Origin of the sequence: Chryseobacterium caseinilyticum (genome assembly GCF_014837145.1) — a bacterium.
Classification (GTDB): domain Bacteria; phylum Bacteroidota; class Bacteroidia; order Flavobacteriales; family Weeksellaceae; genus Chryseobacterium; species Chryseobacterium caseinilyticum.
This window is the reverse complement of the sequence record NZ_JACYFS010000002.1, coordinates 542,468-562,622: the sequence shown is the minus strand read 5'-3', so window position 1 is coordinate 562,622 and position 20,155 is coordinate 542,468. Positions and strand designations below refer to the sequence as shown.

The 20,155-nt window shown below is 37.5% G+C and carries 17 protein-coding genes and 1 pseudogene; 6 read left to right on the top strand and 12 right to left on the bottom strand.

Annotated features, from left to right (window positions below; all coding sequences use genetic code 11):
* The first annotated feature begins 4 nt into the window (after positions 1–4).
* On the top strand, positions 5–3,058 hold the full coding sequence (locus tag IC610_RS10555) for a DNA polymerase III subunit alpha (RefSeq protein ID WP_191736814.1): 3,054 nt from the start codon (positions 5–7) through the stop codon (positions 3,056–3,058).
* Positions 3,059–3,093: 35 nt separating this feature from the next.
* Positions 3,094–3,369, top strand: coding sequence for a hypothetical protein (locus IC610_RS10550; RefSeq protein ID WP_191736813.1), 276 nt, complete (start codon positions 3,094–3,096; stop codon positions 3,367–3,369).
* 290 nt (positions 3,370–3,659) lie between these two features.
* Here the strand turns inward: IC610_RS10550 and IC610_RS10545 are convergent, their stop codons facing one another.
* Complete coding sequence (locus IC610_RS10545; protein WP_191736812.1) at positions 3,660–4,994, bottom strand: Gfo/Idh/MocA family protein; 1,335 nt, start codon at positions 4,992–4,994, stop codon at positions 3,660–3,662.
* A 369-nt stretch (positions 4,995–5,363) separates the two neighbouring features.
* Between IC610_RS10545 and IC610_RS10540 the strand changes: the two genes are divergently transcribed.
* Complete coding sequence (locus IC610_RS10540) at positions 5,364–5,960, top strand: Crp/Fnr family transcriptional regulator (protein WP_191736811.1); 597 nt, start codon at positions 5,364–5,366, stop codon at positions 5,958–5,960.
* Positions 5,961–6,089: 129 nt separating this feature from the next.
* Here the strand turns inward: IC610_RS10540 and IC610_RS10535 are convergent, their stop codons facing one another.
* A complete protein-coding gene (locus tag IC610_RS10535) occupies positions 6,090–6,686 on the bottom strand; it encodes a Crp/Fnr family transcriptional regulator (protein WP_191736810.1) in 597 nt (198 codons plus the stop codon).
* A gap of 728 nt (positions 6,687–7,414) precedes the next feature.
* On the opposite strand from IC610_RS10535, the gene IC610_RS10530 reads away from it, so the two are divergent.
* The gene (locus IC610_RS10530; RefSeq protein ID WP_191736809.1) at positions 7,415–7,648 is read left to right on the top strand and encodes a glutathione synthase; all 234 of its coding nucleotides are present in this window, start codon (positions 7,415–7,417) and stop codon (positions 7,646–7,648) included.
* A 99-nt stretch (positions 7,649–7,747) separates the two neighbouring features.
* Here IC610_RS10530 and IC610_RS10525 read toward each other — a convergent pair whose 3' ends face one another.
* Positions 7,748–7,915 (bottom strand): hypothetical protein, encoded by a 168-nt coding sequence (locus tag IC610_RS10525; protein ID WP_191736808.1) that lies wholly within the window; start codon positions 7,913–7,915, stop codon positions 7,748–7,750.
* Between the two features lie 65 nt (positions 7,916–7,980).
* Positions 7,981–8,820 (bottom strand): cyanophycinase, encoded by an 840-nt coding sequence (locus tag IC610_RS10520; RefSeq protein ID WP_191736807.1) that lies wholly within the window; start codon positions 8,818–8,820, stop codon positions 7,981–7,983.
* A 722-nt stretch (positions 8,821–9,542) separates the two neighbouring features.
* Here IC610_RS10520 and IC610_RS10515 point away from each other — a divergent pair.
* A complete protein-coding gene (locus IC610_RS10515; RefSeq protein WP_191736806.1) occupies positions 9,543–10,139 on the top strand; it encodes a Crp/Fnr family transcriptional regulator in 597 nt (198 codons plus the stop codon).
* Between the two features lie 141 nt (positions 10,140–10,280).
* Here IC610_RS10515 and IC610_RS10510 read toward each other — a convergent pair whose 3' ends face one another.
* The gene (locus tag IC610_RS10510) at positions 10,281–11,246 is read right to left on the bottom strand and encodes a gluconolaconase (protein WP_191736805.1); all 966 of its coding nucleotides are present in this window, start codon (positions 11,244–11,246) and stop codon (positions 10,281–10,283) included.
* A 5-nt stretch (positions 11,247–11,251) separates the two neighbouring features.
* Positions 11,252–12,427 carry a PQQ-dependent sugar dehydrogenase gene (locus IC610_RS10505; RefSeq protein ID WP_191736804.1) on the bottom strand — a complete coding sequence of 392 codons (1,176 nt, stop codon included), beginning with the start codon at positions 12,425–12,427 and terminating at the stop codon, positions 11,252–11,254.
* 295 nt (positions 12,428–12,722) lie between these two features.
* On the opposite strand from IC610_RS10505, the pseudogene IC610_RS10500 reads away from it, so the two are divergent.
* Positions 12,723–13,609: pseudogene (locus IC610_RS10500) on the top strand (aldo/keto reductase).
* A gap of 162 nt (positions 13,610–13,771) precedes the next feature.
* On the opposite strand, the gene IC610_RS10495 reads toward IC610_RS10500, so the two are convergent.
* The 6 genes from IC610_RS10495 to IC610_RS10470 form a co-directional block, all read right to left on the bottom strand.
* On the bottom strand, positions 13,772–14,398 hold the full coding sequence (locus tag IC610_RS10495) for an NAD(P)-dependent oxidoreductase (RefSeq protein ID WP_191736803.1): 627 nt from the start codon (positions 14,396–14,398) through the stop codon (positions 13,772–13,774).
* Positions 14,399–15,205, bottom strand: a complete 807-nt coding sequence (locus IC610_RS10490) for an inositol monophosphatase family protein (RefSeq protein ID WP_191736802.1) — start codon at positions 15,203–15,205, stop codon at positions 14,399–14,401. It abuts the gene before it with no gap.
* 61 nt (positions 15,206–15,266) lie between these two features.
* Positions 15,267–16,148, bottom strand: a complete 882-nt coding sequence (locus IC610_RS10485) for an AraC family transcriptional regulator (protein ID WP_191736801.1) — start codon at positions 16,146–16,148, stop codon at positions 15,267–15,269.
* Between the two features lie 116 nt (positions 16,149–16,264).
* Positions 16,265–18,289 carry a heavy metal translocating P-type ATPase gene (locus IC610_RS10480; RefSeq protein ID WP_191736800.1) on the bottom strand — a complete coding sequence of 675 codons (2,025 nt, stop codon included), beginning with the start codon at positions 18,287–18,289 and terminating at the stop codon, positions 16,265–16,267.
* Entirely contained in the window at positions 18,289–18,888 is a 600-nt protein-coding gene (locus IC610_RS10475) for a methyltransferase family protein (protein WP_194698913.1), read from the bottom strand. The genes IC610_RS10480 and IC610_RS10475 overlap by 1 nt, the downstream gene beginning before the upstream one ends.
* A gap of 13 nt (positions 18,889–18,901) precedes the next feature.
* Positions 18,902–20,155, bottom strand: a complete 1,254-nt coding sequence (locus IC610_RS10470; protein ID WP_191736799.1) for an efflux RND transporter periplasmic adaptor subunit — start codon at positions 20,153–20,155, stop codon at positions 18,902–18,904.

Genomic DNA, 20,155 nt, shown 5'->3' with positions numbered 1-20,155 from the left:
AATTATGTTTCTCAATTGCCATTCCTATCACAGCCTTCAGTACGGAACCATTTCTATTCATGATCTGGTTCAGCAAGGTGTGGATCACCAGCTAAAAACTTTAGCACTTACGGATATCAATACCGTTACAGGAATTTACGATTTTTTTAAACTTTGTACTGACCATGACATTAAACCTATTGTCGGAGTGGAGATTAGAGTCAAAAATGGACTCTACTATATCTGTCTTGCAAAAAACCAGAAAAGTGTCGGAGAGATTAACCGCTTGTTGACGCATTATAATTGTGATGGAATCGAAATTCCAAAACACAACCCAATCTTTGAAAGTACCATTGTTATTTATCCTTTGCATAACATTCCTGAAGTTTTGCAGGAAAACGAGTATATCGGAATACGACCTGAGGAATTGAATCATCTCGTAAAACCCGATTTGAAAAAGCTGATTGATAAAATGGTGATCTTAAAGCCTGTTACTTTCACAACCAAACTGGATTATAATCTCCATAAGATATTAAGAGCAATTGATAACAACACCTTGATCAGTAAATTAGGTGATGACGATTGTTGCAGAGACACTGAAACATTTGTCAGTAAAAAAGAACTGCTGGATTACTATCGACATTACCCTCAAATCATTCAAAATACGGCTACAGTTATTGAACAATGCAGTTTTGATTATGATTTTTCAACTCCGAAAAACAAGCAACATTTCACAGAAAGCCGTGAAAATGATTTTAAGCTGTTAACCCAACTCGCCTACGAAGGTTTGGAAACGAGATATGGAAAGGATCATTCCGAAGCTAAGGCCAGAGTTGAAAAAGAACTGGGAGTCATAGACCAGTTAAAATTCAGCGGTTATTTTCTGATCACCTGGGATGTTATTCAATACAGCAACCGCATGGGGTTTATGCATGTGGGGAGAGGAAGTGGTGCCAACTCCATTGTAAGTTACTGTTTGGGAATTACCGATATTTGTCCATTAGAATTGGATTTGTATTTTGAAAGATTCCTCAACCTCAACAGGAAAACCCCGCCTGATTTTGATATTGACTGGAGCTGGCAGACCAGAGATATCATCCTGGAATATATTTTTACCAAATACGGTAAAGAACACGTTGCATTTTGCGGAACCAATGTCGAATTTAAGTATCGATCCATTTTCAGAGAAGTCGGAAAAGCTTTCGGCTTACCGAAAGAAGAATTGGATGCTTTAGCGACTAAGCCGATGTCGGAACATGACAGCAATTCGGTGTTTAAACTCGTTCACAAGTATGGCAAACTTTTGGAAAAGTTTCCGAATCAGAGAAGCATGCATTCCTGCGGTATTTTAATTTCGGAAGAGCCTATAACAAATTTCACAGCACTCGAAATGCCTCCCAAAGGTTTTCCTATAGTTCAGTTTGATATGCATACGGCTGAAGACATTGGATTCGAAAAGTTCGATATTCTTTCCCAGAGAGGACTGGGAACCATCAAGGATACCGTTGAACTTATTAAAGAGAAAAGAGGGATTACGGTGGACATCAAAGATACCACGATTTCAAAAAATGAAGCAAAATGCAATAATTACCTCAGTATCGGTAAAACCATCGGCTGTTTTTATATTGAGAGTCCTGCCATGCGGGGCTTGTTGAGAAGATTAAAATGTGAAGATTATAAAGTTCTGGTTGCTGCATCTTCCATTATCCGGCCGGGAGTGGCGCAAAGCGGAATGATGAAAGAGTACATCTTCAGACATAATAACCCTACGAAGTTCGAATACTTCCATGATGTATTTAAAGAAGAACTGGGTGAAACGTACGGGATTATGGTCTATCAGGAAGACGTAATCAAAATTGCCTTGCACTTCGGAGGTTTGTCAGCTGCTGATGGGGATGTTCTTCGAAGAGCGATGAGTGGTAAAGGACGCTCCCTATCCGCATTGCAAAAGGTTAAAGACCATTTCTTTGAATCCTGTAAAGAACTGGGGCACCCCGAACAATTATCGAAAGAAGTCTACCGCCAGATTGAATCCTTTGCAGGATATTCATTCTGCAAAGCACACTCAGCTTCTTATGCGGTAGAAAGTTATCAGAGCTTATATCTGAAAGTCTACTACCCTATTGAGTTTATGGTCTGTGCAATCAACAATGGTGGTGGATTTTACAGGACTGAAGTATATGTCCACGAAGCGAAGATGTCGGGAGCAGCGATCAAAAATCCATGTGTCAATCTCAGCGAATATCAGACGACTGTCTATGGAACTGATGTTTATTTAGGGCTGATGCATATTGAGAAAGTTGAAGGTAAAATCGCTATGATGATTCCTGAAGAGAGAAGAAATAACGGGGAATATACTTCTTTGGAAAATTTTGTTAAAAGAATACCAATTGGAATTGAAACCCTGCAGATTCTTATTTTTATTGGTGGTTTAAGGTTTACAGGAAAACAGAAGCATGAGCTTTTGATTCAGGCAAGATTCCTGTTTGGAAATGACCAGTCAGCATTCAGGCATCCAACTTTACTGGATGAACCTCAAAAAGAATATCAGCTTCCAACTATTATCAGAAATCCTTTCGAAGATGCTTTTGATGAAATTGAGATCTTAGGATTTTCTGTATCATACAGTCCTTTTGATCTGTTGCAGACAAAATACCGGGGAACTGTTATGGCTAAAGATCTTGTAAAACATCATAAAAAGCAGATCAAAATGCTCGCTTACCTCATTTCCAGAAAACATGTCCCTACGAAAAGAGGAGCAATGTTTTTCGGAACATGGATTGATGCTGAAGGAGAATATTTTGATACAGCCCATTTCCCAAATTGTCTTGAAGAATATCCCTTTCAGGGTGGAGGCTGCTATTTATTGTTGGGAACGGTTGAAGTGGATTTTCATTTTCCTACGATCACGATCCACAAAATGGCCAAAATGCCCTTCATTCCGGATCCCAGATATTCTATGGATAAAGAAAAGTCGCTGGAAGCAGCCAGAACTTTGCATGAAGATGTCAGCATGACACAGAGAAAACCTTATCCGCAGGAACACGAAATTGGGCTGCCAAGACAAAAAATGATTTAGAATATAAAACTTAATAACAATATACAATCTCTTACATGAAACTCAAAGCTACCATTGTTGATGAAACAAGTCCCGATCACAATTCTGTCATCGTATGTTTCGAAGGTGACAAAAACAAAAAGCATTTTGAGATCAAATGTTCTTTTAATCCCTTTGTATATAAAATGAGAAAGTGGGACAGCTGGGAACTGACAATCAGATGGGATAGTGAGGTTTATGAAGATGATAAGACTGGTGAGAAATCGTATTTCACCTATCTTCTCTGCGATAAGGCGGTAGAAATAAACTCACCTTACGGCAAAAAAGATTAAAATTCAAATATTTTTTTATTTACAGCATTCTTTTCAAGCTTCAGGTAATAATCGTGTCACTGCTGCTTCATCGCTTTTGCTCTTACACTTATCTGCAGGATATATGGTCTTATGATGAAATAAAAAATATTTTTATCAGATATCACTTTACATAAAGGGTAAGAAAAACTTATAATGAAATAAACAGCATCTTTGAGATGCTGTTTAATGTCTACATATTACAGGTCAACATGTAATAAAATATAAATTATATCTGTTAATATTCGATTCCACGATTACTGTTATTAAGTCTATAAGAATTCCGGCTCCGGGCCTTTCCAGTTGTTAACAGAGGCAATACCGTTAATCTTCACCGGTCTACCTTCTTTTGCTGATTGGTAGATGGCCTCCATAATAATATGATCCTGAAGACCTTCCTCACCAGGGGTAAACGGTTTTTTATTGTTTATGATGCAATCTGAAAAATGATCCATTTCCTCACCGAATTGATTGTTTTCAGCTAACATAATTTCTTCGCTGCGTTTCATTTTACCATCAGCTTTTGACGTGGTCAGTCGTTGACCTTTGTAAGCATAAGCCTGCTCAATATTAATCCAGCCTTTTCGGCAGTTAACTCTGTATCGACGACTTTCATGCACATCATAATCGGTAGCACAACTGGCAATGACTCCGCTTGGGAAACGCATTTGCCAGCTAACCAGTTCTTCAACTTCCCTGAACAGTGGATTACCGGGTGTACTGTATTGATATGCGAATACTTCCACTGGTTCCTCACCTAGCACAAATCTGGTTGTATTCAGACAATAGAGGCCGATATCCGGGAGTGCACCTCCACCTGCGAGTGCTTTTTTATGACGCCAATGATCTGCATTGGCAGTGCTTTGAGAATTGTGGGCCTCCAAAAACTTTGGAATATCAAATTCTTTTTTCTGAAGTATTTCTCTTAGCTTACGGTTGTGTGGTTGATAATGAATCCGGTAAGCAACCATAAGTTTAACCTGTGCTTTAAAACATTCAGAAATCATTTCGCGGCATTCCTCCGACGTATTAGCTAAAGGCTTTTCGCAAAGGATGTGTTTACCGGTTTTTGCACCCCTGATAACATACTCTTTATGAAGACCGTTGGGTAAAACGATATAGATTACATCTACCTCCTTATTATTTTTAATCTGATCAAAAGTCTGGTAAGTGTAACAACTTTCTGCTCCAATACCATATTGAGCCGCTACTTTCTTTAATTTCTCAGGACTACCGCTTACCAATGCAGCGAGCCTGGATTTTTTACAATTGCTGAGAGCCGGCAGTATTTCTTCCAGAGCTAAATGACCGAGTCCTACAACGGCATAGCCGATACGGCGGGACGGGGGTAAAGGAGTCGGTGTAGGATTTGCCTGTTGATCAGCATCCGATTTCCATTCTTCGAGAACAATTGGCTTATCTACATCGGATGGAATCTGGGACGGTGGCGAAAGTGCGGCTTTGCGTTCCTGACCGTATGCAGATGTGGACAACAATGGTGCAATGGCTATACTGCCTGCTGCTCCTGCCAGCGACCTGCCGGTCAAATTCAAAAATTCCTTACGTGACAACTTTGATGTATCATGAAGTTTTTCAGTTGATTCCATAGAATTTATTTTTGGTTTGGTGAATTATACCAGATATGAAAACTATACCAAAGACATATGATACGGTACAAGCGTTATCAACAATTCAATATAAATGCCAGAGTTACAGCTAAAAACTTATAGTTAAATGTAGAATATTGCTTTGTACCAATTAATCAAGCTCACAGTTCAAACGTACTATAACCGTTAAAGTCTGGCAGGGATAATGTAATGTTGTATTGGTATTAAAGAATTACTGTTTTTGATGAGTTTCGCTCTGAAGTTTTCTATACAGCCTTACGCATTAGCTGTATTACTGAAAACTGTAAGGCTCTTATTGGCTACTGTTAATTTTATTTTTATTTTTATATCACCAAACAAAACTTATAAATGCTTATTGATACTCAATTACTTCTTGAATACGGCGGGATTCTGCAAAATTTTGACACAAACGAATATATTTTTCATTCCGATGAAACTCCAAAATTCTATTATCAACTGATTTCAGGGGATATCAAACTTAATTACAATGATGAGGATGGCAGAGAGCTTATTCAAAGTCTTTTGACAAATGGCGAAAGTGTTTGTGAATTACTGCTGTTTATTGATGAAAAATATCCTGTCAATGCAGTGGCAATGTCAAAGTGCGAGATTTTGAAATTGCCTAAAGATAAATTTATGGAATTGTTGAGTGCCTATCCTCAGGCAAAGTCCGATGTTCTTCAATACATTTCAAAAACATTATATCAAAAATTTATCATGATGCAGAATCTGGCATCTCCCTCTGCTGAAATAAGAATTAAGGGAACACTAAAATATTTCAAAAGTTTCAGTGCAGACAAATCGCCTTATTCTCTTGAAATTAAACTTACAAGACAACAATTTGCTTCCATTAGCGGATTACGGGTCGAGACAGTTATAAGATGTCTAAAAAAGCTTGAGAAAAGTGGTTTTGTAAAAATTGAAGGAGGAAAGGTTTACTATTAGTAATTCATTTACTGTAATTTGCTGATACAAATACGCAAAATACTGACGAATTCATGGCATGGCACATTCTGTATCATCTTTGTAATAACTGAATTTTTTAATCTAAACTCTGATTAACCTGATTGAGATTCAGTAAAAGATTTTTCCATTCAGAATTTTTACAATATTTTCACGTTCCATGCGCTTGATTACTCTGATCACCGTTTCAACTCTTAACCCTGTCAGTGATGCTACTTCCAGACGAGTATGAGGAATTTGGTAAGAGTACTGGTCTGTCATCTTATGATGGTTCTTCAGAGAATCCATAATAAAGAGTACTTTATCGAAAGGGTTCGCAGACGATATAATATTGAGCATTACATATTGATAATGCATTTTCTGAGAGGTAAACAGATGAAGCTTATGTAAAATATTCTTGTGATCTTCAATCAACTCTAAAAAGCTTCGGATATTAAGCCTTATAATTTCCGTTTGAGACATCGCTACTGCGTTGACCGGATATGGAATATCGGAAAATATAAATGTCTCTCCGAGGCACTGACCTTCTGCAAGGAGACTGTGAACAAATTCCTTACCCTCGTGATGGTAACTGTTGATTTTAACGTTGCCCCGTTTTATCTGATAGTAATATTTCGGTATTTCGGACTCTCTGAATATAATATCTTTTTTGATATAAAATACCAATTGTCCACCATATTGATAGAGCAAATCTTCATCGACTAACATACTGTAAAAAGATTATGAAAAAAATTGACCAAACTCTGGAGTTGATATCACAGAACCTTATATAGATAATCTGCATACATTCCTGCTGATGTAAATATAGAAGTATAGCTTATTCTTCATGTATGATTTAGATCATTCCAAATTAATGCAAATTCGAAATATCACATATTCAGCAGATTAATTTAACACATTTCAGAACAAGGGTGATCAACAACCTAGTATTTTCTGTAAATCAAAATTTTGCCGGAATCATATCAATATCGAAACATACTAATAAAAATTATTTTCTTTTACTGAAGGACTATGGACTAACAGACCCTTACTGCATTACGATTCTTATCAGGATAATTTTTTAGTAGCCTAATATAACTTGCTAATCCGCAAAAAAAACCGTTCACAAGAAATTTGTTGTGCGCATTGGCTTGATACACAAAAATCGTTATTCCAGTATTTTTCTGCATTTTGATCGTTCAGAATATGTGTCGGATTTATGCTAACACCAGATCCGTCTTATAATATTTGCAACTACTGGAGACCTGGAAAAAACAAATCGAGATGACTTCTTATCTTAACGTAAACTCCGTAATAAGATTAACAAAATTAATTACATTGCTATGAGGAGAGTCATATATTATAGAACATATTACAATTAATTTTATCACTATCAGAATGACAGGCGGCATCATGCTTCCCTGTTGGTTTTGCTGAAACAATTTAAAAAATATAGTATGGCAACAGTTGAATTTAAGAAAGAAGATTTTTCAGAAGATGATTTTGATAAATTCCACATTGAATATCAAATGAGTGAGATTGGAAATGGAAGCAATCTTATTGTCGAAACTTTACAGGATGATGGAACATATGAAGTGGTACATACGCCCATAAGACGTTCACATGATTCTATTTTTATATGTTTTTCAGAACCTGAGAACGGAAGATTGATTTTTGAAAAAGAGGTTTAATCTGAGTCGTTATTGTTTTATATTAACCGTTTTATTGAAAAAGAGAGCAAACATATGTTAGCTCTCTTTTTTTCGGTATTTTATTTATTATAATCAGATTTATTGATCGGGGCGCAATGGCTGAACTTCTCCTGTCGGCATCGTCTGAAATAAATTCGGAAATACCATTTGTAAAATAAAATACACCACGATCGTAAGCGGTATTAATGAAATTAAAACAATAATCCAGATATTAGGATTGTTTTTCTTTTGCGATTTTGATTCCATAATGTTATATTATATATTGTTTGTTATCACCTATTCGGTATTGCATATTTAAGGCTATCACTTTTTTATAGTGGGGGCTTCACAGCTCCATTCGTCAGGTGTATACAACAGCCATCTGTAAGCATATGTACTTTAAGATTTTCTGCATAAATCGGCTTACCCTTAACGGCTGTATTGGTATTGGTCTGCAAAATTTCTTTCCCCGATATAATGACAACATTGCCCGAACCTATACACATCGCCTGATCACCTTTTTCTATCAGTAATGCAGTATCTTCTCCTAAACCAATTCCTAAATGATTTTCATGAAGAATAATTGCGTGTGCCAATCTGCTGAACCTCCCTCTGTGAACGAAGTGCGTATCAACGATACAGCTATCAATTAGACCGAGACCAGAAACCATTTTAATATCATCTTTGAGCATAGCTTCGCCGTTCACAGCTTCTCCAATGATAATTTTCGGCATACACATCGCTCCTGCACTCGTTCCTGCAATGAGAAAACCTTCCTCATTTTTATATTTTTCGTGTAAAATTCCACTGATCTCTGTTTCATTTAATTTATTACATATCTTATTCTGGTCACCTCCTGTTATAAATATTGTTTTAGCCGCCTTAATCCGTTCGATATAAAAATCAGAATGCAATTGCTCCTCATCAAAATGAAGAAAATCAAAATTGGTAAATCCGATCTGATTGAAGGTTTCGGTATATGTTTGCCGCATACTCTCCGGCTCAGAGCTGGCAGTGGTGATAACTTCAATACGGTCATTTTCATGATTTATCAAAAGTTTTAAAATTTCATGACTGACAAAATTCTGATTAATCTTTTCCATTTCATTATCAGAATCGCTACGGTCTTCATTTCCTCCTATGATCAATAATTTTCCCTTTGGAATATTCATCTTAAATTTTTTATAATTGTTTTAACCAGGATATCACTTTCCTTTAGAATTCTACCATAAAGTATATCTGAACGTTTGAGGGCAGATATGAAGGTGTAGGATTTTCGGTCTGTGCATATTTCTTTCAAAACCTTTTATCACTCATTACTGAGGTTGGGATTCTATATAACCTGTCAAACTAATAATATTTCTTCCACAGGGTATCTCATATCAACATTTTTGAGTATTTCAAACTTACAACTCAAAAACGGTCAATGTTATGACGATGATCACATCGCATAATTTTATTATATGCCATAATAACTTAATATCACTTTAGATATCATCACTATTATCTTATATTAAAACCTGTCAGCAAATGCAGTACTGAAGATTATAGAGTAAATTATTATTGGTAACAGATTAATACTATCACAATTTTTCTGCAATCATACTCTTAACTGTTTAATTGCATCTATATTTGCCCTACAGCAGACCACGAATAAATACCGTCTCCATTTTAATAGGGAACAACAGTCCGCTTCAGCAAAAAGTCGTCTCATAAGCATCAGTAAAGAGACCCTGCTCGATTCTCTATGCACCTTTTCCACTAGTTTCAATAGGATTGCCATCATTTATACACGGTAACAAAAAGTACGTTACGATCTCCGTAATACTCTGACGATTCTTTGACAGCAACTGGTACAGAAATCACTTCAAGCAAAACCATTAAAAAAATACTTATGTCTATTAAAGAAAATCTATTACAATCCGCCGGCGCAACACTAGAAAATTACAATGCTAGTGAATATATATTCAGCGAGAGGGGCATTCCTCATTTCTACTATCAGGTGTTAACTGGTGAAGTAAAACTAAATAACTATGATGAAGACGGTAAAGAATTTATTCAAAACATCTTGGGAAATGATGATTCATTCGGGACATCAATGCTATGTATTCATAAGACATATCCCGTAAATGCAATTGCAATATCCAAATGTGTTATTATCAAATTGCAGAAGGATAGTTTTTTCAGACTTCTGGAAGAATTTCCCAGTCTGTACAATGAGGTTTTTAAATCGTTATCAGAGCGACTGTATAAAAAAGTTGTTTTAATGCGAAAGATCTCATGTCGCAGTGCAGCTGAAAGATTAAAAGAGGTAATGCAGCTGATGAAAGACGAACATATCGATCAGTCGCCGTTTTCGTTTGTAATACCTCTTACAAGACAGCAATTAGCATCACTCACCGGCTTATGTGTAGAAACAACCATCAGAACAATAAAAAAAATGGAGCGGGAAAAAATAGTGCGGATTGAAAACCGGAAGATTTTATATTAAACCTACGAAAGTTTAATTTTTAGGAACTCTAATGAAAACTCCTGGCAATGGAAATTGTCAGGAGTACTTATTTTAAAATAAAAATTGATCTGAATTGATTTCTGATCTCAATCTAACTGCACGATAATCATTATCAAACACTTATTTTGGCAGAGGGATAAATCTCGCATGCTGAATTTCGAATCTTTTTGAAGGTACGTTGGTACTGTCTGTAAGTTCAGAAAATTTTGCATTCATAACCCACACTTTATCTTTTGCCAGTGCCGCTGTAGAAGGATATGTAAATCTGTCAGCAGCCAAGGTGGATGCTGATAGTTTTGCTGAAGTGAAATTATCTTCTGAAGTAAGTTCATATATTTTATCGCTTCCTCCATTTTGCACTACGATAAGCTTCTGATTTCCCACCAGTAAAAGGCCATCTCCGTTCATAAAAAACTGGTCGGTAGCAACCCTGACGACATTTTTAGGGTTTTTTACATCAATCTTATAAATTGCCCCTGTCCCGCTGCTCACTGTCAGCAAATACCCAGAGGGATGATAAACAATTCCGTTAAGTCCTACCCCTTCCGTTTTGAACAACGGACTTTCAGCAAAAACCGATGCCTGACCTCCTGAGCTAACTTTATAAATCACATTCGAAAAACTATCGGTTACATAAGCATTTTTTTGATCGTCAAATGTCAAATCGTTTGCAAAATGGTTTCCGGAAGTTAACTTTGACAGATCAATATCATCAGTTTTCTTTCCCGTCACCATATCAATACCGATAAGCCTGGCCATCTTTTTTCTGGTATCAGGAGAAGTAAACTTGCTGTAATTTGCATCACTTACACAAAAAAATAATCGTTTTCCATCGGGGTGAATTTTCATGCCGTAGGTTGATTTGAAGGAAGGATCATTAATCAGCGGACTGTAAACTCCTGCAGGAGTAACTTTTCCTACACTGCCTAGCCTTGCTGACGAAACAAAAAACACATCAGACGCATTATCATAGGTAATTCCTTCGGGATAAGATTCAGGAGCATTGAATTCAATTCGTGCGGTTGGCTGATCAGGAATTGCAGATGCACAACCCACCATTAATATACATGCTATTATTTTTTTCATATGGTTTATTTTTGCTTAATACTGTAAAGAACTCCATTGGCATCATCAGAAATATAAACAATACCGGCTTTTGTGATTGCTACACCCGCAGGCCTTCCGAATCTTGTTTTGCCTTTTAGAAAACCGGTCAGAAATTCTTCTGCACCTGTTGGTTTACCATTCAGAAATCTAATGCGCTGTACTTTAAAACCTACAGGCTTGCTTCTGTTCCACGATCCGTGCCAACTAACCAATGCATCACCACTGAAAACGGATTCTGCCGGGAAAAACTGAAATCCTATAGGGGCCATATGCGCCTGGTATTCAGCTGAGGACGGCTCAGTAGTTTCTACCCATTTTTCTTTGCTGTTTCCGGCAGGGTCTTCACGGGTTTTGTCAACTTCTTTTTTAGCATAGGCAAAAGGATATCCATAATTTTTCCCCTCTTTAATATTATTTAATTCTTCAGGTGGCCAGTCATCTCCCTTTGCATCTCCTCCGTTATCCATGCCCCAGAGTTCATTCGTTTGAGGCTGCCAGTCAAAACCTATGGTGTTTCGAAGTCCCGAAGCGAAAATTATTCTTTTTCCTGTTGAAATATCTACCTGTATCATGGTAGCAGCCTCTCGGTCTGACTCTTTACAATCATTACAAAGCGTTCCGATTGAAATATACAGTTTTCCATCAGGTCCGAAGTCCATGGTTCTGTTCGGATGCTGTCCTGCGCTTGGCATATCATCAAAAAGCATTTCTTTGTCTGAAAGTGTTCCGCCCTGATTAATCTTGTATCTGCGTAATTCATTATTATTACACAAATACATTAATCCATCTTTCACAGTGATGCCGTGAACTCCTTTGAATTCAGCAGCTACGGTTTTGATCTGCTCAAATTTACCATCACCATTAATGTCCTGTAAAAGAAGTACATCCCCGGTATCTCGCCTGGTAATATAGATTCCATCAGGCGTATGGTAAAGCATTCTGGGCTTCCCCAGTCCTGAAGCGGCTATCGAAACCGTCCAGCCTTCCGGAACTTTTAAAAGGTTAACCATCTCGGGAAGAAAATCGAGATGTTCAGGATAATTTGTTGTGTGGGTAATGGTCACAACGTCTTTAGGAGGAATTCCACGCTGTGCCGTCACATGCGAATATGATAAAGCTGCGACAAGAGGAATAATTTTTAAAATAGTTTTACTGTTCATATTTTTAGATTTAAGTAATCAAACTAAGCCATGCAGTAAATCCATAAATCTGTATTTCATAAGCAAATTCCGTGGAGAATATGTATTATAAAAAATATTTCTGCTTTGGTGTTTAGTAAATTTACCGAACAAATTAGTGGTAATGTTATGATCTTGATCACACCTATCTAAAAATCAAATAGTATTTTAAAACATTTTCAAATACACAATTTATCATCAATTACGAAAAGGTCACCTTTTCCCATTGAGATACTTCTTTACTCATCTTTAGCTTACAAATTTGTTATGAAACTGCATTTTTAAGACAATCCGTACAGCCTATGAAAATGGGATCACTTTTTTCGATACTGCTGAAGTATATGATCCATTTACTAATGAAAAGTTGGTTGGTGAAGCTTTGGCCCGTTTAGAGATAAAGTTTCTATCGCACCAAAATTCGGATTTGATATTAAGGGAAGTTCGAAATCGGGAGGTTTGAACAGCCATCCGGCACATATCAGAAAAGTAGTTGAAGAATCATTGGTTCGTCTGAAAACAGACAGGAGAGACCTTTTATACCAACACAGGGCTGATCCCAATTTTCCGATTGAAGACGTGGCAGGAACTGTCAAAGATCTCATTAAAGAAGGTAAAGTTTTACATTTCGGATTATCGGAAGCCAATGTGTCAACCATTGGAAAAGCTCACGCGGTACAGCCACTTTCTGCGATACAGACCGAATATTCCTTTATGGAAAGAAGTGTCGAGAAAAATGGTGTATTTGCGATCTGTGAAGAACTGGGAATTGGTTTTATTCCTTGGGGGCCCGTGGGAATGGGATATTTAACAGGACAGCTCAATGCAAATACAGCTTTCGATCTAAAATATGAAGGTAGTCCAAACGTTGAGCGTTTTACACCTCAAAATCTGGCTGCCAATATGCTAATTGTCAATTTACTCAACGATTTTGCTTCCAAAAAGAATACAACTGCTTCTCAAGTCGCATTAGCCTGGCTGTTGGCTCAAAAGCCATTCATTGTTCCGATACCTGGAACCCGTAACATTCCTCACTTTAAAGAAAATCGAGGTACCACAGATATCCAACTGAACGCATCAGGTCTACAGGAATTAGAAGCAGGTTTTTCCAAATTAAAGGTGAATGTAAGCAGAATGAACGCTAAAGAAATGGCAGTCTGCGAGTAGGTATAATATAATTGAATCATTGAAAAAAATACTGTTAATCAATACACATTTAACTTATCCTAATTGGTCGGAAAGACTTTTAAATTATGCTTTCAATCGAAATTAAAACATTATTTTTAGATACAAAATAGTGATCGAAGTAAATCGTTCACTATTTTTTTATTAATTAGATAACGCCACATATTGATGAATAAATCTTTGATTTTCTGCTTCATCAATCAAGAAATTGGCCACATCAGCTCGTGATATCTTCCCCACTTTAATTCCTCTTTGAAGTCTGGATAGTACTTTGTAAGTTGAGGTTGCACTTCCGTTGGTTAGCATTCCGGGTCGTATGATCTCCCATCTCAAATTACTTTTTGTGATGAGTTCTTCCATTTCCGTTTTATTGATGTACTGATCTTTCAGGAACAGGGAGATGACAGTCCGCATAAAGAAGTTTACATAATTTTTACTTTCTCCCGCTCCAAAACCTGTGATAATAAGAACAGGTGAAGAGAAATTAAGTTCACGACCCACTTTTATCAATGTTTCGGCAATATCAGAAAAAAGAGTCGTTGCTTTTTTATTTTTTGTCCCGACAGTTATCAAAATCACATCAGCGTTTTTGATTGTTTTCGTCATATCAATCGATGATGTTGCATTTCCGTTTATTTTGATCAGATTGGGATGGTCAGGAATATGGTCGCTCTTTGTTGATAATGCCGTTACGTTATGTCCTTTTTCCAGTGCTTGAATGACAGATTCCAATCCAATTCCGGCTCCTGCTCCTATGATTGCTATATTCATTTATTTTTTAGATTTATTTGAAAGATATTTTTCAATAGTACTTTTACCTGCGACCAAAAGGCTTTCGCTTCCCCATTTCCAAGGTCGACCCTCGGTGGTTAAAATCTCAGCTCCGGCTTCTTTGGCGATAAGTGATCCTGCGATCCAATTATACGTATCCAGATCTTCCTGGATGAAAAGATCAATCCTTCCGGCACCAACGTAAGCTAGCTGCAATCCGTGAGGACCATAGTTTCTCACTATTCCGAAATTATCAAGTAGCTTTATAACTGTAGAACCGATTTTTTCATTCAAATGAGTGTCGGACTTATCCTGATGACCATACTCAAAAACGGCTAGCATTACAGCCAGATCCTTTTTATTACTGACATTCATCGCTACATCATTCATAAAAGCACCCACACCATCTTTTGCCCAAAACATTTCGTTGGACAACGGATCATAAATCACAGAAAAGACTGGTTTTCCATTACTGATAAGTGTTAGATTAATCGTCCATCCCGGAATATGCTGAAGATACTGTATGGCTCCATCCATTGCGTCACAAAGCCAATATTCTTCTTTTGAAGAAGGATCTCTTTGTGAATCGGTATCGAACTCGTCGCCAAGGAGCCACGGAATATTGGGAAATTCAGGAGACAGGTCTTGCTTCATCGAGGTCAGACATAAGTCGTCGATCTTTTCTAATTGTTTTATAAGCTCCTCCATACTTTGCGGGATGGAATCTTGTTTATAGTCTCTTAGAAAGATATCGCCAATTTTCTTTACTGCATCCAGTACGATCGGGATATTGATTTCGTTTTGCATTTTCAATTGTTGTATTAATTACATTGCAAATCTACTCCGTCAATTATCCTTGATGATAGTTCTAATGAAGGGAAAGATGGTCCTTATCACGGAATTTATTTCTAAATTCCAAAGGTGTCAGTTTGGTTATTTTTTTAAACAATTTTCCAAAATACACTGGCTCATTATAGCCTACTTCATAAGCGATCTCCTTGACGGTCATCTCTGTGAAATAGAGCAATCGCTTGGCCTCAATAATGGATACTTCCTGAATATGTGCAGATACTGAACTTCCCGTCAATGATTTTACAGTATCATTCAAATGTGAGGTGGAGATCGATAGTGCAGATGCATATTGTGAAGCTTGCTTCCAGGTTTTGAAATTTTCCTTTGTAAGTTTTATGAATTTCTCCTTGAGAATAATGCTTCGGTTTTCTTTTTCTTTATTAATGAAGATATCAGAAACAAGTTCTCCTGCAATAAGGTTTAAAAGTCCGTTCAGTATGAGGCCTATACTGTTCTGAAGATAGTTATTCGGTTTTTCTGACTGCATTTTTTCAATCAGATCAACAAGAATATGGATGTGCTGATAAAAAGCTGATCCAGAATGAAGTAAAAAAGGATTGTTAAACTTGTTTCCAAAAAGTTGCAGAACATCCTGATTCACCAAAGAAGGATCAAAGCTTATCATCCAACCTTTTGGATCTTTTACCTCTATCGTCTGATGAACCTGCTCCGGAAATACAAACAGTAATGCCGGTGCGGTAAACGTAATGGTTTCAAAATCGATATTTAATTTAAATTCCCCACTTACAGCCAACATCAACTGGCAATGATCATCACGATAGGGTGTAGAAACATCGTGTTCCTCGATCTCACGACCTTCCATATTTGCAATAATGATCCCGGCCTTTGCTAAAGGCGAAAGTTCGAATTGTTGAATATGATGGTTCTTATTTTTCAATGATTATAAATTTAAATCTAAGATCTGAAAGTTCAAAATAAATTGTTTCTTTATCAGTAAAGCAGACTTTAAATAAAATCTGAGTTTCTAAGAAATTGCATAAATTTAAATCTTTATTAAAATTTCATTTTCTGAATTCTCACAGCATTTAAAATTGCCAGTAACGCTACACCCACATCCGCAAAAACAGCTTCCCACATTGTCGCTAGTCCGCCTGCTCCAAGAATGAGAACCACGCCCTTTACGGCAAAAGCAAGAATGATATTCTGCAAGACGATTTTTCTGGTTTGCTTTCCGATATTGATTGCCATCGGTATTTTAGAAGGTTTGTCATCCTGAATTACTACATCAGCCGTCTCAATGGTTGCGTCGCTTCCAAGTCCACCCATTGCAATCCCGACATCACTTAAAGCAACAACGGGCGCATCGTTCACACCATCGCCCACAAAAGCAACGGTCTCATTTTTTGATTTGATCTCTTTCACTTTATTGACCTTATCTTCCGGAAGTAAGTCTCCAAAAGCATTATCGATTCCTAACTGTTGGGCTACAAATTTCACCACTGTACTTTTATCGCCGCTCAGCATTGTAGCTTTTACATTCAAATTGTGTAATTTTTCCACAGTCTGTTTTGCATCTTCCTTGATGCTGTCTGCAATCGTGATGTAGCCAGCGAATTTCCCGTCGTATGCGATCGCAATTACCGTATAGATGATCTTTGATGGATCAATGTCATATCTGATACTGAACTTATCCATCAATTTAAAATTCCCGATCAGCAGTTCTTTTCCTTTAACAATTGCTTTCAGTCCGTGTCCTGCAATCTCTTCCGTATTCTGAAGTTCTAACGACTGGTCTATTTCTCCCACATAGTCGTGAATTGCCGTGGCAATTGGGTGTGTACTTTTGCTTTCCAAGGCATTTACCATTTTCAACAGTTCATTCTTATCAAATTCGGGTTTGATGTTGATTTCCTGAACCTTAAAGACACCCTCAGTCATCGTTCCCGTTTTGTCCATCACAACATTCTGAATATTGGCAATAATGTCTAAAAAATTACTCCCTTTAAACAAAATACCATTTTTGGAAGCCGCACCAATTCCGCCGAAATAACCTAAAGGAATGCTGATGACCAAAGCACACGGACAAGAAATAACCAGGAAGACCAAGGCTCGGTAAAGCCAGTCCCGGAAAACATAATTGTCTGTAAAAAAGTAAGGCACTAAGCATATCAGAAGTGCTAATCCGACAACAATTGGTGTATAAATTCTTGCAAATTTTCGGATAAAAAGCTCTGTCGGTGCTTTCTGAGCTGTTGCGTTCTGTACCATTTCCAGAATTTTACTCAACTTACTGTCCTCGTAAGCAGTTGTCACTTTTACCTGAACAATGGTTTGAAGATTAATCATTCCGGCTAATACAGATTCGCCTTTGCTTTTTGTGTCAGGTTTACTTTCTCCAGTCAAAGCAGCCGTATTGAACGATGCCGAATCGCTTATTAGTTCTCCGTCCAAAGCTAATTTTTCACCTGACTTTAATTGGATGATATCACCAATTTTTGCCTGATCTGCAGGGATGGTTTTGGGTTGGTTGTTTTCAAGAATGGTCACTTCATCGGGACGCTGATCCAGCAAAGCTTTGATATTACTTTTTGCTCTTGAAACTGCAAGCGTCTGAAATACTTCGCCGACGCTGTAAAACAGCATCACCGCAACACCTTCGGGGTATTCTCCAATAGAAAAAGCTCCTGTTGTAGCAATTCCCATCAGCAAAAATTCCGAAAAAACATCACCTTTCCTGATACTCTCAAAGGCTTCTTTTAAAACGGGTAAACCTACTGGAAGATAAGCCGCGAAATACCAAACAATTCTCACCCAACTCGCAAACCATTTCTGTGCGATGAAATTATCCAGTATTATACCTGATAAAAGTACAGCCAGAGAAATAATTGCGGGTAAAAACATTTGAAATGTCGTTTTATCAGAATTATCATGATCATGGTTGTGACCATCATCATCGTTATGATCATGATCGTGCTCCTCAAGTAATTTTTTTGCGCCGGCGTCTTTGTAGATTTTTCCTTCCTGCGGTGTGCAGCAGAGCTGTCTGCCTTGTGCATCGTATTGATGTTGGTGTTCCATTAAAGTAGTCTTTTAGTGGTGTTTTTGTAAATTAAATATTTTTCGCCGTGCTGCCTTTCCAAAAATTCTTCTTCCAGCCTTATCTGGATCTGGATAACGATATAAGTGGCCAGCATCAGAAAAAATGTCAGTGCATTGGGAAGAATAAAAAAGATTCCTGCAACACTGACGGTCATTCCTAAAAATATCGGATTACGGCTGTAGGAGAAAAGACCTTTCGTAATCAATTCTGTTTTATTATTTTCGTCAATACCAATACGCCAGCTGTTGCTCATTTGGTATTGTGCAACTGCAATCCAAAGTAATGAAACATGGATCAGCAACAATCCGCATGTCAAAAATGTATTAGTCACCAGATAGGAAACCGGTGTCAGATATTGATAAATTGTATCACTCAAAGAATAAACAAATACCACCACAAAAAGTAATACTACTAATACCTTCATAACAAAACCTATATAGTCGTGGGCATTATCAGTTTTTCCAAAAGTGATCGGGTTTAAGCCTGTTTTTCTGTAGGTTCGGTAGGATGGCAGCAAAAAAGCCACCATGATGTACAATAGCAGATACACAGGTAAATAAAATTTCAGTAAAATCATAATTTCCAGTTTTTTAATGTTCGTGTTCTCCGGAATTACTCAGTTTCGCATTCACAAAAAATGCACCTTTTACCACCACTTCTGCATCTTTTGAAATTTCATTAACGGTCGTAATCGCCGTATAGCCCATATCCGAAGAACCTTTTACCACTTCTATCTTTTCAAAATTAATGGTTTTTGATTCTTTTTCTGGTGCTTTCTTTTCGTCTTGATGTTCGCTTTCTTCTTCGTGATGCTCTTCTGCTTTCTTGTCTGTTTTGATGAAAATGTAGTATTTGCTGTCTGCCTCTACGATCGCTTCATTCGGAACTGCAGGAGTAGTACTCTTATCAAGACTTACGATTCCTGTAATATTCATTCCGTCGATCAATCCGGTTTTATTTCCGATTACTGAACAGTGTACTGAGATGGTTTTGCTGTCATTTTCAAAAGACGAACCGATGCTGTAGATTTTGGCATCGTACTCGGTTTCCGGGTTATTGGTGAGTTTAAAATGTACGGTCTGTCCGACCAACATTTTAGGCAGATCCTTTTCAAAAACCTGAAGATCCAAATGTAAAGAACCATTATCGATCACTTCTGCAACAGGCGATGAAATATCAACATAGCTACCGATCTGCGCAGAAATAGTGCTGACCGTCCCGCTGATTGGCGATGTGATCACCAAACCTGATCTCAGATTTCCATTGCTGATATTCGAAGGATTAATACCCATAATCTGAAGCTGTCTCTGCAAAGATGAAAGTTGTGTTCGAAGGGTTTTCAGTTCGGCATCAGAACTTTGAAGGTTTTTCTTTGCGCCGGCATCGTTGTCGAACAGTTCTTTCTGTCTTCTATATTCCTGCTCGGCAAACGCAATTCTGCTTTTTACGGTTAAATATTGCTCCTGCAACTGGATGTATTCCGGATTTGAAATAGAGGCAATCACCTGTCCTTTTCTTACAAAATCCCCAATTTGAACATTTAAAGTTTTGATAATACCGCCATACATTGATGTGATGGTCGCTTTGTTATTATTGGGAACTCTCAATGCGCCATTTGCTTTAATTGTTGAAGTCAGTTCTTTCATTTCGATTTTCCCCAAAGTGATCCCGACCGCTTTCATCTGCTCTTCCGTGAGTCCTGCAATGGTTTTTGGTGCTTCTTCGCCATGCTCTTCAGTTTGTTCCGTTTTCACTTCGCTTTCGGACTCTGCAGGAGTGTCCTTTTTTCCGCAGCTTATGAGAAACAGAAAGGTAAAAGCGGTGTAGATAATATGTTGTTTCAT